Raw genomic sequence first — 15,561 nt, 5'->3', positions numbered from 1 at the left:
AAAAAGTCCCCCTAAAATAGGGGGACTTGCAAATATTATTTAATTGTCGAAGTCTAAGCTTCTGTCTCTTCAAGCTTTGAAGCCATAAGCTTATCGTATTCTTCCTGAGAACCAACGATTATACGCTCGTAGCTACGTAAGCCCGTACCAGACGGAATCAAGTGACCAACAATTACATTTTCTTTAAGACCTAACAGGTTGTCACGTTTACCACTTATAGCCGCCTCGTTCAAAACCTTTGTAGTTTCCTGGAAGGAAGCTGCAGAGATAAACGACTTAGTACCCAATGACGCACGGGTGATACCCTGAAGAACCGGACTGGAGGTTGCCGCAATAGCATCACGAGCTTCTACCAATTTAAGATCTTTACGCTTCAACACAGAGTTCTCATCTCTCAATTTACGCACAGAAATGATCTGTCCGGCTTTAAGATTTGAAGAATCTCCCGGGTCTGTAACAACCTTCTTGTCGTAGATATCATCGTTCTCCAGCATAAAATCCCAACGATCAACAGCATCCCTCTCAAGGAAACGAGTATCACCCGGATCCTCAATCTGAACTTTCTGCATCATCTGGTGAACAATCACCTCGAAATGCTTATCGTTAATCTTCACACCCTGCAGACGGTAAACTTCCTGAATACCATTAACAAGATATTCCTGAACCGCAGCCGGACCCTTGATAGATAGAATATCAGCAGGCGAAATAGACCCATCAGAAAGCGGCATACCAGCCTTCACAAAGTCATTATCCTGTACAAGGATGTGTTTAGACAACGGAACAAGGTATTTCTTAAGCTGTCCATCTTTAGACTCGATAGAAATCTCTCTGTTACCACGCTTAACACCACCCAGGGTTACTACACCGTCGATCTCCGTTACTACTGCCGGGTTAGAAGGATTACGTGCTTCAAAAAGCTCCGTTACACGTGGAAGACCACCCGTAATATCCCTTGTTTTTCCGGTTGAACGAGGAATCTTAGCAATAACCTCACCCATCTTAATCTTAGCACCTTCATCAACCGCAATGTGAGCACCTACCGGAATGTTATAGCCCTTAACAATCTGTCCCTGGCCATCAGCAATCTGAATAACCGGATTCTTTGTCTTATCACGCGTATCAATAATTACCTTTTCTCTGTGGCCAGTCTGCTCATCAGACTCTTCACGGAAGGTAACACCCTCAATAACCGCTTCAAAAGTAACCCTACCAGTATACTCAGAAATGATCACCGCGTTATATGGATCCCAGCTACAAATTCTGTCACCCTTAACCAGTTTCTGTCCTTCTTTCACGTACAAATAAGCACCATAAGGTATATTATTTGACATGATCATTCTGCCGGTTCCCGGCTCGATGATACGGAACTCGCCAGAACGACCCAGAACGACTTCAACAGGTCCCTCCTCAGTTTCGTAAGGTACAGTTCTGATGTTCTCAAATTCAATCACACCTTCAAACTTAGCCACAATCTGAGATTCAGCAGCGATGTTCGATGCAGTACCCCCAACGTGGAATGTACGAAGTGTTAACTGCGTTCCCGGCTCACCGATAGACTGTGCAGCGATTACACCGACAGCTTCACCAGCCTGCACACGCTTACCTGATGCAAGGTTACGGCCGTAACAAAGTCCACAAACCCCTCTCTTGCTTTCGCAAGTAAGTACAGAACGGATCTCGATACCTTCAAGTGGAGAAGATTCAATCGTTTCTGCAACCTCCTCAGTAATATCCTGATTCGCAGAAACAAGAAGTTCACCGCTGATCGGATCGTAAACATCATGTAATGATGTTCTACCAAGTATTCTGTCGTATAACGGCTCAACTACATCCTCGTTATCTTTCAGAGCAGTTGTATAAATACCTCTTAAAGTACCGCAGTCCGTTTCCCCAACGATCATATCCTGTGCAACGTCATGTAAACGACGAGTCAGGTAACCAGCATCCGCTGTCTTAAGTGCCGTATCTGCAAGACCTTTACGCGCACCGTGAGTAGAGATAAAGTACTCGAGAACCGAAAGACCTTCTTTAAAGTTGGAAAGAATCGGGTTTTCGATAATCTCACCACCTGAGCCAGACTTCTGAGGCTTGGCCATCAGACCACGCATTCCGGCAAGCTGACGAATCTGCTCCTTCGAACCACGTGCTCCTGAATCAAGCATCATGTATACCGAATTGAAACCTTGATTATCGTTGGATAGAATATCCATTACATTCGAGGTTAATCGATTGTTGATACGGGTCCAGATATCGATAATCTGATTATAACGCTCGTTGTTGGTAATGAAACCCATGTTGTAGTTATTCATTACTTCATCAACTTCCTTGGTTGCCTGCTCAATCAACGTCACCTTAGAATCAGGAATATTGATATCCAAAAGGTTGAAAGATAGTCCACCGTGGAATGCCATCTGGAATCCTAGCTCCTTAATGTCATCAAGGAACTGGGCAGCACGCGCCATACCTGTTACTTTCACAACTTCTCCAATAATGTCACGAAGTGATTTCTTGGTTAAAAGCTGATTGATGAATCCTACTTCTTCCGGAACCATCTGATTAAACAGAACACGTCCTACAGTAGTATCAATGATTTTGCTAACGATAGTGCCATCTTTCTCTTTCGTCTTCGCTTTTATCTTGATAAATGCGTGAAGATCTATTTTACGCTCATTGTAAGCGATGATAACCTCTTCAGCCGAGTAGAAAGTTTGTCCCTGTCCCTTAACAACTCTTCCCTCATCAGTTTTACGGCCTTTAGTAATATAATAAAGACCCAAAACCATATCCTGAGAAGGAACTGTAATAGGAGTACCGTTCGCAGGGTTCAAAATGTTATGAGAAGCAAGCATCAAGATCTGCGCCTCAAGAATTGCAGCGTGGCCAAGCGGTAAGTGAACAGCCATCTGGTCACCGTCAAAATCCGCGTTGAATGCTGTACATACAAGAGGGTGAAGCTGAATAGCCTTTCCTTCAATCAGCTTAGGCTGGAAGGACTGGATACCCAATCTGTGTAGCGTAGGAGCACGGTTAAGCAACACAGGGTGTCCCTTTAACACATTCTCCAGGATATCCCAAACAATAGGATCCTTGCGATCTACGATCTTCTTGGCAGACTTTACTGTCTTAACAACACCTCTTTCGATCATCTTGCGGATGATGAATGGTTTGAAAAGCTCAGCAGCCATATCTTTTGGTAAACCACACTCATGTAATTTCAGGCTAGGGCCTACAACAATTACAGAACGGGCAGAGTAATCCACACGTTTACCTAATAAGTTTTGACGGAAACGACCTTGTTTACCTTTCAGAATATCCGAAAGAGATTTCAAAGCACGGTTACCTTCCGTTTTAACCGCGTTAACCTTACGTGAATTGTCAAACAAAGAGTCAACAGCTTCCTGTAACATACGCTTCTCATTACGTAAGATTACTTCAGGAGCTTTAATCTCGATAAGTCTTTTCAGACGGTTATTACGGATGATTACACGACGGTAAAGATCATTCAAATCTGATGTCGCGAAACGTCCACCTTCAAGAGGTACCAACGGGCGCAGCTCAGGAGGTATAACAGGAACGATCTTTACGATCATCCACTCAGGACGGTTTTCAATATTTTTACGTGCACCACGGAAAGACTCCACAACATGAAGACGCTTTAACGCCTCATTTTTACGTTGCTGAGAGGTTTCGTTTGCAGCCTGGTGACGCAGGTCGTATGACTGCTGATCAAGATCCAGACGCTTAAGAAGTTCCTCAAGAGCTTCAGCTCCCATCTTAGCAACGAATTTCTGCGGATCCTTATCATCCAGGTACTGGTTTTCCTTAGGAAGGGTATCCAGGATATCCAAGTATTCCTCTTCAGTCAGGAAATCCATTTTGTTGATGCCATCAGCCTCTTTAACACCTGGCTGAATAACAACATAACGCTCGTAATAAATGATTAAATCTAGTTTCTTGGTAGGAAGACCTAACAGGTAACCGATTTTATTAGGCAAAGAACGGAAGTACCAGATATGCGCAACAGGCACAACAAGGTTGATGTGGCCCATACGCTCACGACGTACTTTCTTCTCAGTTACTTCAACACCGCAACGGTCGCAAACAATACCTTTATAACGAATACGCTTGTATTTACCGCAATGACATTCGTAATCCTTTACCGGACCGAATATACGCTCACAAAATAAACCGTCACGCTCCGGTTTGTAGGTACGATAGTTAATCGTCTCAGGCTTTAAAACTTCACCGCTTGAACGCTCCAGGATAGATTCCGGAGAAGCCAGGCTAATCGTAATCGAGGTGAAATTGCTTTTTATTTTATTATCCTTTTTATAAGACATAGCTTTTATTAAAGTTAAAAGTGTAAAGTATAAGGCCGGAAGCAGATCAGTCCGCTTCCAGCTTTAAACTTTTAACTAATCTAACGTGATATCTAAACCTAAACCTCTTAACTCATGAACCAATACGTTGAATGATTCAGGAACTGAAGGAGTTGGAAGGGTTTCGCCCTTAACAATCGCTTCATAAGTTTTCGCACGGCCTACCACATCATCCGACTTAACGGTTAGTATCTCTTGCAGAATGTTCGCTGCACCAAATGCCTCAAGTGCCCAAACCTCCATCTCACCGAAACGCTGACCACCGAACTGAGCTTTACCACCCAAAGGCTGTTGCGTAATTAATGAGTATGGTCCAATTGAACGTGCGTGCATCTTGTCATCAACCATGTGTCCAAGTTTCAGCATGTAGATAATACCTACTGTCGTTGGCTGATCGAAACGATCACCTGTTAATCCGTTGTATAAGTATGTACGACCAGAAGGCGGAAGTTTAGCCTTAGAGATCCACTCCTCAACCTCGTGATGGCTCGCACCATCAAAGATTGGAGTCGCAAACTTAAGTCCCAGTTCCTTACCTGCCCATCCAAGAACAGTCTCGTAAATCTGTCCAAGGTTCATACGTGAAGGTACCCCTAATGGGTTAAGAACGATGTCAACCGGCGTTCCGTCTTCCAGGAACGGCATGTCTTCGTCACGAACAATTCTCGCAACAATACCCTTGTTTCCGTGACGACCCGCCATTTTATCTCCAACTTTAAGCTTACGCTTTTTGGCGATATAAACTTTAGCCATCTGAACGATTCCCGAAGGAAGCTCATCCCCTACACTAATCGCAAACTTATCTCTCTTGTAAGCACCAAGCTCTTCGTTAAGTTTGATATTGTAGTTGTGCAGTAATGCTTTAATCAGTTCGTTTTTGTCCTCATCAGTCGTCCATTTCGTAGGATTGATGTTCGCAAACTCAAGCTCTGTCAGCATCTTCTGAGTAAACTTCGCGCCCTTAGGTACAAGAAGCTCTTTGTAAACATTGAACACTCCCTGAGAAGTCTTGCCATTCACAATAGTAAACAACTTGTCGATAAGGCTTTCCTTCAGACTTTTAACAGCCCTGTTATGAGAATTATCTAATTTCTCAAGTTGAGCCTTCTCTTCTGCTTTCGATGTTTTCTTAGCACGTGAGAAAAGCTTGGTATCGATAACAACACCCTTAATAGAAGGAGGAGTTTTCAATGAAGCATCTTTTACATCACCTGCCTTGTCACCAAAGATTGCACGAAGAAGTTTTTCTTCCGGTGAAGGATCAGACTCACCCTTAGGTGTAATCTTACCGATCAGGATATCACCTTCCTTAACCTCAGCACCTACGCGAATGATACCATTCTCGTCAAGGTCCTTAGTTGCTTCTTCCGAAACGTTAGGAATATCCGGAGTCAGTTCTTCCTCTCCACGCTTCGTGTCACGAACCTCAAGCTCGAACTCTTCAATGTGAAGTGAAGTGAATATATCCTGAGAAACAACACGCTCAGAGATAACAATCGCATCCTCAAAGTTGAAACCCTGCCAAGGCATGAAAGCCACTTTCAAGTTTCTACCCAATGCTAATTCTCCATCCTGAGTTGCATATCCCTCACAAAGTACCTGGCCTTTATCAACACGCTGACCTTTCTTTACGATAGGCTTCAGGTTGATACAAGTGCTCTGGTTGGTTTTCTTAAATTTAATTAAGCTGTATGATTTAGATTCTCCGTCAAATGAAACCAATCTATCGTCATCATTACGATCATAGATAATACGGATCTCATTTGCGTCTACGTACTCAACCACACCGGGACCTTCAGCGTTGATAAGCGTACGGGAGTCACGCGCAACCCTTCCTTCAAGACCTGTACCTACTACAGGAGCTTCCGGACGAAGTAACGGTACTGCCTGACGCTGCATGTTCGAACCCATCAGGGCACGGTTAGCATCATCATGCTCAAGGAACGGAATCAATGAAGCCGCGATAGACGTGATCTGGTTAGGAGCAACGTCGATCAGATCAAGTCTTTCCGGCTCAATTACCGGGAAGTCACCTTCAAAACGAGCCTTAACTTTTGGAGTTTCGAAGATACCCTCTCCATTATAGTGAGCATTAGCCTGAGCGATGGTTTTACCATCCTCATCTTCAGCCGACAAATAGATAACAGGTTCTTCCACTACAACCCGGCCATTGTCAACCTTACGGTAAGGAGTTTCAATGAATCCTAAATTGTTGATCTTCGCATGTACACAAAGAGACGAAATCAGACCGATATTCGGACCTTCCGGAGTTTCAATAGTACAAAGACGACCATAGTGAGTATAGTGAACGTCACGAACCTCGAAACCAGCACGCTCTCTGGAAAGACCACCGGGACCTAAGGCCGACAAACGGCGCTTATGGGTGATCTCAGCAAGTGGATTGGTTTGATCCATAAACTGAGACAACTGGTTGGTACCAAAGAAAGAGTTGATTACCGATGACAACGTACGCGCGTTGATCAGATCAGTAGGCGTGAATACTTCGTTATCACGAATGTTCATACGCTCACGGATTGTTCTCGCCATACGCGCCAAACCAACACCAAACTGGGCATATAACTGCTCACCTACCGTACGTACGCGACGGTTTGATAAGTGGTCAATATCATCCACCTCAGCTTTAGAGTTGATCAGTTTGATCAGGTATTTAACGATAGCAATGATATCATCCTTTGTAAGCACCTTAGTTTCTTCCGATGTACTAAGTTTAAGCTTACGGTTGATGCGGTAACGACCAACATCACCCAGATCATATCTCTTATCTGAGAAGAAAAGGCGGTCAATAATACCACGCGCTGTTTCTTCATCAGGTGGTTCTGCATTACGAAGCTGACGATAGATATGCTCTACCGCTTCTTTTTCCGAATTGGAAGTATCTTTCTGCAGAGTATTGTAGATAATCGAATAATCCGCGTTATTAGAAGCATCTTCCTTCGTCAGGATTACACTCTTAACACCCGCATCAATGATCATATCGATGTGGTTTTCATCGAGAACAGTCTCGCGCTCAAGGATGATCTCATTTCGGTCGATAGAAACAACCTCACCAGTATCCTCATCCACAAAGTCTTCTACCCACTTCTTAAGAACCCTTGCAGCAAGTCTGCGGCCAATAAATTTCTTTAAGCCTGATTTACTAACCTTAACCTCATCAGCAAGCTCAAATAACTCAAGAATATCTTTATCCGAATCATAACCAATTGCACGAAGCAATGTAGTTACAGGGAACTTTTTCTTACGGTCGATGTAAGCATACATGACGTTGTTTACGTCAGTCGCAAACTCGATCCAGGAACCTTTAAAAGGTATTACACGGGCGGAGTATAACTTACTTCCGTTCGTGTGACGGCTCTGGCCGAAGAACACACCCGGGGATCTGTGCAGCTGAGATACAATTACACGCTCTGCACCATTGATAACAAAAGTACCTTTAGGTGTCATATATGGGATGGTACCCAAATAAACATCCTGTACTATTGTTTCAAAATCCTCATGCTCTTCATCGTTACATGATAAGCGCAATTTGGCTTTTAAAGGAACGCTATAAGTTAAACCACGCTCAATACATTCCTGTATGTCATAACGGGGCGGATCTATGAAATAATCAAGAAACTCCAAAACGAAGATGTTTCTTGAGTCAGAGATCGGAAAGTTCTCAGCAAAAACCTTAAACAATCCTTCCTGGTGACGGTTGTCAGAAGTAGTTTCGAGCTGAAAAAACTCCCTGAAAGATTGCAGTTGAACATCCAGGAAATCGGGATAATCGATTACGTGTCTGCTGGTTGCAAAGTTTATTCTTTCGCTTTGATTTTTGGTTGCCAATGGATTACGATTTTAGTTTATCAAAACTGTGACTTCTTTAGGCATCTATGCCCTTGTTGCAAGTCGGACAACTTGGGTATAATACAAACAACAATAGACCCCGGCGAAAACCGGAGTCTAAAGTATAAAATTATTGAGTTGAGAAATTATTTAACCTCAACTACAGCTCCTGCTTCTTCTAATTGTTTCTTAAGAGCTTCAGCTTCGTCTTTAGTAACACCAGTTTTCAATTCTTTTGGTGCACCGTCAACTAAGTCTTTAGCTTCTTTCAGACCAAGACCAGTAAGGTCTTTTACCAATTTAACAACAGCTAATTTCTGACCACCAGCTTCTTTAAGGATCACGTCGAACGCTGTTTTTTCTTCAGCAGCAGCAGGTCCATCACCAGCAGCAGGAGCAGCAACTGCTACTGCAGCAGCAGCAGGCTCTATACCATATTCATCTTTTAGGATCTGAGCTAATTCGTTAACTTCTTTTACAGTTAAGTTTACTAATTGTTCAGCAAACGCTTTTAAATCTGCCATTGTATTTAAATTTTAATATAATACTTTTTTATGTGTAAGAACTTACAGGTGTCCTACTTAACCTCTTTCTTGTAATGTTTTAACTAATCCGGCGATCGTAGCACCACCAGACTTAAGTCCGGAGATAACATTCTTCGCAGGAGACTGCAGTAATCCGATAATCTCACCAACAAGCTCTTCTTTCGATTTAAGCGTTGCAAGTGCGTCTAACTGATTGTCACCGACAAATACGGCACTGTCTATGTAAGCACCCTTAATAAGCGGCTTATCACCAGTTCTTCTTAATTCCTTGATCAATTTCGCAGGCGCATTTGCTACGCTTGTGAAGATGATGGTAGAAGAACCTTTTAACACATCGACAAATTCAGCAGCATCTACTCCTGCACCTTCCATCGCTTTACGGATCAGCGTGTTCTTTGCAACCTGAATCGAAATTCCGCTATCAAAAAACTTACGACGAATCGCATTTACTTTAGCTACTGAAAGATTTGAAGTATCGGTGATGTAGAAATTACCGTATTCTTTAATCTGTTCGGTAAGGGACTGAACAATTTCTTGTTTCTCTTCTTTTCTCATGATTAGATTCCCCCTACTGATTTAGTTTCAACCTGGATTCCAGGAGACATAGTTGAAGAGATATGAATACTCTTGAAATATGTTCCTTTAGCTGCTGACGGTTTTAATCTTGACAATGTCTGAATTACTTCTAAAGCATTATCGTAGATCTTATCAGCACTGAAAGATGCCTTTCCTATTGACGTATGGATGATACCGGTTTTGTCAACTTTGAAATCGATCTTACCAGCCTTTACATCTGTTACTGCTTTACCAACTTCGGTAGTTACAGTTCCAGACTTAGGGTTCGGCATCAGGTTACGCGGACCTAAAATACGTCCAAGTCTACCTACTTTTGCCATAACACTAGGCATGGTGATGATGATATCCACGTCGGTCCATCCACCCTCTATTTTAGAAATATACTCGTCCAGACCCACAAAGTCTGCTCCGGCTGCCTTAGCTTCTTCTTCCTTATCAGGAGTTACTAAAGCCAAAACACGAACAGTCTTACCTGTACCATGAGGAAGGGTCGCGATACCACGAACCATCTGATTTGCTTTACGAGGATCTACGCCTAAACGAACGTCGATATCTACTGAAGCATCAAATTTGGTCGTCGTGATTTCCTTAACAAGTGCCGAAGCATCTTGTAAAGAATACGCCTTTCCAACCTCAATTTTGGAGAGTGCCTTCTTTTGATTTTTTGATAATCTAGCCACTTCTTAACTGATTTAATTAATTAACTGTTCCAGGGTGCATTACCAGAAACGGTAATTCCCATACTACGTGCTGTACCGGCCACCATTCTCATAGCAGACTCTACAGTGAAGGCGTTTAAGTCAGGCATTTTATCATTAGCAATAGTCGCTACCTGTTCCCAGGTTACAGAAGCAACCTTTTTACGGTTTGATTCTGCCGAACCACTCTTTAAACCTGTAGCTTCCATCAACTGGATTGCTACCGGAGGAGTTTTAATGATAAAATCAAATGACTTATCAGCATAGACTGTAATTACAACCGGTAATACTTTACCTGGCTTATCTTGGGTACGAGCATTGAATTGCTTGCAAAACTCCATGATATTCACACCCTTAGCACCCAATGCAGGTCCTACTGGAGGTGATGGATTTGCGGCGCCACCTTTGATCTGTAATTTTACTAACGCACTGACCTCTTTTGCCATTTTTGTTTATTTATTTATTACTCAATGTTAGTAAGTTGGAAGCTGTAACATTTAAGTTCTTATAGAATAATTATTCTTTCTCTACCTGCATGTAGTTAAGTTCGAGAGGAGTACGGCGACCAAAGATCTTAACCATGACCTTAAGCTTCTTCTTCTCTTCATTAACTTCTTCAATAACACCTGTAAACCCATTGAATGGACCATCCATTACCTTGACGTTTTCACCAACGTAATAAGGAACATTCATTGTTTCACTCTGCTGAGTCATCTCGTCTACCTTACCAAGTATCCGGTTCACCTCTGCAGGGCGCATTGGAACAGCATTACCACCCTTGTCTCCAAGGAAACCGATAACACTGTTTATATTTTTAATAATATGTTCCAATTCACCGTCCAACACGGCTTCAATCAAAACATATCCTGGGTAATAATTACGTTCTTTAGCTATTTTTTTTCCATCCCTCATCTGATAGTATTTCTCCATAGGGATCAACACCTGAGGTAATAAATGAGAAATACCAAGACGGTTAATCTCGGCTTCAAGATACTGCTTTACCTTTTTTTCTTTGCCACTAACTGCACGTACAACATACCACTTCAGCTGATCACTCATAATAGCACTCATTTAGTTAGCAACTGATCTATAAAATAACTTCAATAAGTTACCTACCGATTCATCCATCGCCAAAACTAAAAGAGCGATAATAACTGAGGCAACCAGGACGATCACTGCAGAATTCTGCAGCTCAGCCCATGTCGGCCATGACACCCTTTGGGTCATTTCCTCATATGAATCTTTAAGAAACTCAACTACGTTAGCCATATTTGCAAACTTTAGCACGGGCACAAGGATTCGAACCCTGATCAAAGGTTTTGGAGACCTCTATTCTACCATTGAACTATGCCCGTATAACAACTGATTAAGCAGTTGACTTTTTAGAACAAAATACTCAGGAGAACCTGAGTATTTTGCTTTTTATTTCTCTGAATAAGCCCTAAAGCCTGTTCTGATTATTTTAAGATTTCAGTTACCTGACCAGCACCTACTGTTCTACCACCTTCACGGATAGCGAAACGAAGTCCTTTTTCCATTGCGATAGCGTTGATTAACTGTACAGTGATTGTAACGTTATCACCAGGCATAACCATTTCAACACCTTCTCCTAGTGAAATCTCACCAGTTACGTCTGTTGTACGGAAGTAGAACTGAGGACGGTATTTGTTGAAGAAAGGAGTGTGACGTCCACCTTCAGCCTTTGATAATACGTAAACCTCAGCTTTGAAATCTGTGTGAGGAGTTACTGAACCTGGCTTACAGATAACCATACCACGACGGATATCAGTTTTCTCAATACCACGTAGCAATAAACCTACGTTGTCACCAGCTTCACCTCTGTCAAGGATCTTACGGAACATCTCAACACCTGTTACAGTTGATTTAAGATTTTCTGCACCCATACCTAAGATTTCAACAGGCTCACCGGAGTTGATTACACCTCTCTCGATACGACCAGTTGCAACAGTACCACGACCAGTGATCGAGAATACGTCCTCAACAGGCATAAGGAAAGGAAGTTCTGTCAAACGTGGAGGAATTGGGATGTAGTTATCTACAGCGTCCATTAACTCCATGATCTTACCAACCCATTTGTCATCTCCGTTCAATCCACCTAAAGCAGATCCTTGGATAACTGGAATATCATCACCAGGGAAATCGTAGAAAGATAATAGTTCACGGATTTCCATTTCAACTAATTCTAACAACTCAGGATCATCTACCATGTCAACCTTGTTCATGAAAACAACAAGAGCTGGTACACCTACCTGGCGAGCCAACAGGATGTGCTCACGAGTTTGTGGCATAGGACCATCAGTAGAAGCAACCACAAGGATTGCACCGTCCATCTGAGCAGCACCAGTAACCATGTTCTTTACGTAATCCGCGTGACCTGGACAGTCAACGTGTGCGTAGTGACGGTTTGCTGTTGAATACTCAACGTGTGATGTATTGATAGTGATACCTCTCTCTTTCTCTTCAGGAGCAGAGTCAATTGAATCAAATGAACGGACCTCAGACAAACCAGCATCAGCTAATACTTTAGTGATAGCTGCAGTAAGAGTAGTTTTACCGTGGTCAACGTGACCGATTGTACCGATATTTAAGTGCGGCTTGCTGCGGTCAAATTTTTCTTTTGCCATTTTTTTATACTAATTAGTAGGTTAATTTTATTTTTATTGTATTTGATTATATACCTTAACCGAGCCAATGATGGGACTTGAACCCATGACCTCTTCCTTACCAAGGAAGTGCTCTACCGCTGAGCTACATCGGCTTATCAGTCAGTCCGCAGTTCGTTTCCCATAACCCTGAAACACAAAACTGCAAACGGCATACTGCCGACTGCTTATTGTTAAAATGGAGCGGAAGACGAGGTTCGAACTCGCGACCTATAGCTTGGAAGGCTATCGCTCTACCAACTGAGCTACTTCCGCTTATTTTAATTCTTTCCAAATTTTCCCTCCCGGATTTTAAAGTTCCGATTCCCTGGAGAAACGCAAACTTCAAAATCTAAGATTTCGGTGGGGGGAGAAGGATTCGAACCTTCGTAGCCGAAGCAACGGATTTACAGTCCGTCCCATTTGACCGCTCTGGTATCCCCCCAGCCTGATTGTCGATCATTATAATCTCCAACCTGGAGCCTCCTATCGGGATCGAACCAATGACCTACTGATTACAAGTCAGTTGCTCTACCAGCTGAGCTAAGGAGGCTTATTTTATTCTCGTTCTTCACAAGCATTAACTTAATCGTTAATGGGCTGCAAAGATATGAATACTTTTTAAATTCAAAAATAAAATTTCAACTTTTAAAGAACTACCTTTTCTGTGTGATTCTCTACGTTTAGAGCCTCTTTGAAAGGGTTTGCAAATCTACATAAAATACACATCCGTCAAAATTTTTTTGAAAAAAAAATCCGGCAGTTTTGTAACTGCCGGATACTTACGAATTTAGCTCTGACTTAGCCTAATCCTCTTCTATCTCTAAGATCTCCCGGTCCACTTTATGGTTACTCAAATGTGGTTTCGACCTTACTTTATGCTTGTCAATCTGGCGCTTTAATGACTCGATAGCCAGATCCGTTGCTTCCTCAAAGGTTTTACACTGCTCCTTAGCGAATAACTGAGTTCCCGGCATGATAATCTTAATCTCGGTGATTTTATTCTCCTCATTAACCGTGTTCTCCAGCTTTAGATAAATCTCCCCGCTTATGATCTGATCCGACATCTGATCTAGTTTATCTGCTTTCTTCTGAATAAATGCCAACAATTTTTTGTCTGCAGTGAAATGGATTGACTGGATACTGATTTTCATTTGACCTCCTTTTTTAAGCCTTTGGATGGGCTTGTTTATAAATTGTTTTCAACTTCTCAACTGTTGTATGGGTATAGACCTGCGTCGACGCGAGACTTGAATGTCCGAGCAACTCCTTTACCGAATTAAGATCGGCTCCATTATCAAGCAGGTTGGTAGCAAATGAGTGGCGTAAAATATGCGGACTCTTCTTCTCCTTACTCGTGATATAGGATAAATGCTTCGTTACGATCCTATAAATTAGCCCGGAATACGCTGCTTTCCCCTTATCAGTTAAGATCAACACATCAGAGCAACAACTGAAACCCTGCGTATGTTTTTCCTTAATATAATGAGTTATTAACTCAATCAATGTCTTGTTCAACGGAATAATACGTTGTTTATTACGCTTTCCATTTACAAGCACCGTCTGTTCATAAAAATTAATGTCACTCTCCCGCACGCCAAGCAGCTCGGCAAGCCTGATTCCGGTACCAAACAGAAACTCAATAACGAGCCTGTCCCGTAGCCCCCCGAAATCCTGTGAAAAATAATCATGATGATCTAGAAGCTGGTTCAGATCATTCTGATGCAAGGCCACAGGCAAACGCTTGGGAGTCTTTAAGGCTTTGATTTGAACTAGGGGATTGGCCGTAGAGAGACCTTCCCTATTTAGGAATTTATAAAAAGCCCGCAGAGAGGAGAGCTTTCTGTTTACAGTCCGTGGTCCGGAATCTGCCATGAGGCCAACCAGCCAGGTTCTGATATCCCGATGTGTAACCGAATCGAAGTCCAGCTCATTCGAAGATAGGAAAGATTCGAACTGACTCAGGTCCTGCAAATAAGCCGAGATCGTATGCTTCGAAAACCGCTTTTCAAACTCAATATGATGGCTAAACCTGGTTATAAACATCAAAAACTATTTGCGTATTACAAAAATGCAATATACAAATAGTTTTCGGGTTAAAATTTATAAAGAAATTAAACTACATCCTGGTTAAGGGTTTGTTTGTATACTGCACGTTTAACGGTAGTACGGCGGGTAATTGATTTCTTCTCGTATGCCTGACGGCTACGTAGTTCTCTTAATACTCCGGTTTTCTCAAATTTCTTCTTGAATCGTTTAAGGGCTTTATCTAAAGACTCGCCATCTTTTACGTTGATAATAATCATCTGCTAATATACCTCCTTTCGCTTTTTAAAGGACTGCAAAAGTAAGGAATTTTTCTGAAACTAAAACATTGATCTGCAAATAATCAGACGTCGAAATTCATCTCCGCTAATCTTACGAAATATGATTTCAATCTCAGTCATAAATGACCCCGGTCATTCCGCTTACACCGCGCCGGCATTACCTTTGTTGTATAATCATTGAGAGGATTAAAAGCTTATACTTCAGCCAGCAATCTGAGTATAAGAGAAAAAGTTTGTTTTGAGTTTGAGTTTGTTGATAAGGGGCCGATACTGCACAGTAGCGGCTTTCCTTTTTAATACGCTTTCAATAGATCATTAAACCACCCCTGCAAGGCGTTGCTCCTCTTATCGCACTAAAAATTCATGGGCAGGGACCATATGGACAAAAGGTTATCTTTTGTGAAGATACGAATCTGAAAAGGTATTTTTTCCAATACGTCGCGCTGAAAACCCATATCTCTCTTTAATGAAAGTGTCTCGCTGTGAATTGATCACTGATGCGATTGTATCCTGCCCTATCATAATTGAAC

12 protein-coding genes and 5 tRNA genes are annotated in these 15,561 nt (G+C 42.2%); all 17 read right to left on the bottom strand.

Translation table 11 applies throughout. From position 1 onward, the window contains the following. Positions 1-53: 53 nt before the first annotated feature. The 17 genes from rpoC to rpsU all read right to left on the bottom strand — a co-directional run bounded on the left by rpoC (position 54) and on the right by rpsU (position 15,010). On the bottom strand, positions 54-4,340 hold the full coding sequence (gene rpoC, locus B0I27_RS00310; protein WP_106290251.1) for a DNA-directed RNA polymerase subunit beta': 4,287 nt from the start codon (positions 4,338-4,340) through the stop codon (positions 54-56). Between the two features lie 75 nt (positions 4,341-4,415). After that, the gene (gene rpoB / locus B0I27_RS00305) at positions 4,416-8,222 is read right to left on the bottom strand and encodes a DNA-directed RNA polymerase subunit beta (protein WP_106290249.1); all 3,807 of its coding nucleotides are present in this window, start codon (positions 8,220-8,222) and stop codon (positions 4,416-4,418) included. 146 nt (positions 8,223-8,368) lie between these two features. After that, positions 8,369-8,746 carry a 50S ribosomal protein L7/L12 gene (rplL, locus tag B0I27_RS00300; RefSeq protein WP_106290247.1) on the bottom strand — a complete coding sequence of 126 codons (378 nt, stop codon included), beginning with the start codon at positions 8,744-8,746 and terminating at the stop codon, positions 8,369-8,371. A 57-nt stretch (positions 8,747-8,803) separates the two neighbouring features. Then, positions 8,804-9,322 carry a 50S ribosomal protein L10 gene (gene rplJ / locus B0I27_RS00295; RefSeq protein ID WP_106290245.1) on the bottom strand — a complete coding sequence of 173 codons (519 nt, stop codon included), beginning with the start codon at positions 9,320-9,322 and terminating at the stop codon, positions 8,804-8,806. Positions 9,323-9,324: 2 nt separating this feature from the next. Then, positions 9,325-10,023: a 50S ribosomal protein L1 gene (gene rplA, locus B0I27_RS00290; RefSeq protein ID WP_106290243.1), complete on the bottom strand. Its 699-nt coding sequence runs from the start codon at positions 10,021-10,023 to the stop codon at positions 9,325-9,327. Between the two features lie 20 nt (positions 10,024-10,043). Then, on the bottom strand, positions 10,044-10,487 hold the full coding sequence (gene rplK / locus B0I27_RS00285; RefSeq protein ID WP_106290241.1) for a 50S ribosomal protein L11: 444 nt from the start codon (positions 10,485-10,487) through the stop codon (positions 10,044-10,046). A 70-nt stretch (positions 10,488-10,557) separates the two neighbouring features. Beyond that, entirely contained in the window at positions 10,558-11,100 is a 543-nt protein-coding gene (gene nusG, locus B0I27_RS00280) for a transcription termination/antitermination protein NusG (protein ID WP_106291163.1), read from the bottom strand. Positions 11,101-11,112: 12 nt separating this feature from the next. After that, positions 11,113-11,310 carry a preprotein translocase subunit SecE gene (gene secE, locus B0I27_RS00275; protein WP_106290239.1) on the bottom strand — a complete coding sequence of 66 codons (198 nt, stop codon included), beginning with the start codon at positions 11,308-11,310 and terminating at the stop codon, positions 11,113-11,115. Positions 11,311-11,325: 15 nt separating this feature from the next. After that, positions 11,326-11,396: transfer RNA gene (locus B0I27_RS00270), tRNA-Trp, on the bottom strand. A gap of 102 nt (positions 11,397-11,498) precedes the next feature. After that, positions 11,499-12,686 (bottom strand): elongation factor Tu, encoded by a 1,188-nt coding sequence (gene tuf, locus B0I27_RS00265; RefSeq protein WP_106290237.1) that lies wholly within the window; start codon positions 12,684-12,686, stop codon positions 11,499-11,501. 62 nt (positions 12,687-12,748) lie between these two features. Further along, positions 12,749-12,820: transfer RNA gene (locus B0I27_RS00260), tRNA-Thr, on the bottom strand. Between the two features lie 84 nt (positions 12,821-12,904). After that, a tRNA-Gly gene (locus B0I27_RS00255) sits at positions 12,905-12,980 on the bottom strand. An 88-nt stretch (positions 12,981-13,068) separates the two neighbouring features. Beyond that, positions 13,069-13,149 (bottom strand) — tRNA-Tyr (locus B0I27_RS00250). A gap of 32 nt (positions 13,150-13,181) precedes the next feature. Then, positions 13,182-13,257 (bottom strand) — tRNA-Thr (locus B0I27_RS00245). A 253-nt stretch (positions 13,258-13,510) separates the two neighbouring features. Beyond that, entirely contained in the window at positions 13,511-13,858 is a 348-nt protein-coding gene (hpf, locus tag B0I27_RS00240) for a ribosome hibernation-promoting factor, HPF/YfiA family (RefSeq protein WP_106290235.1), read from the bottom strand. A gap of 13 nt (positions 13,859-13,871) precedes the next feature. Continuing rightward, positions 13,872-14,750: a tyrosine-type recombinase/integrase gene (locus B0I27_RS00235; RefSeq protein ID WP_106290233.1), complete on the bottom strand. Its 879-nt coding sequence runs from the start codon at positions 14,748-14,750 to the stop codon at positions 13,872-13,874. 68 nt (positions 14,751-14,818) lie between these two features. Next, entirely contained in the window at positions 14,819-15,010 is a 192-nt protein-coding gene (gene rpsU / locus B0I27_RS00230; protein WP_106290231.1) for a 30S ribosomal protein S21, read from the bottom strand. Positions 15,011-15,561 lie beyond the last annotated feature (551 nt).

Source organism: Arcticibacter pallidicorallinus (genome assembly GCF_003002875.1).
Taxonomy (GTDB): Bacteria; Bacteroidota; Bacteroidia; order Sphingobacteriales; family Sphingobacteriaceae; genus Arcticibacter; species Arcticibacter pallidicorallinus.
This window is presented reverse-complemented; position numbering and strand designations above follow the sequence as displayed.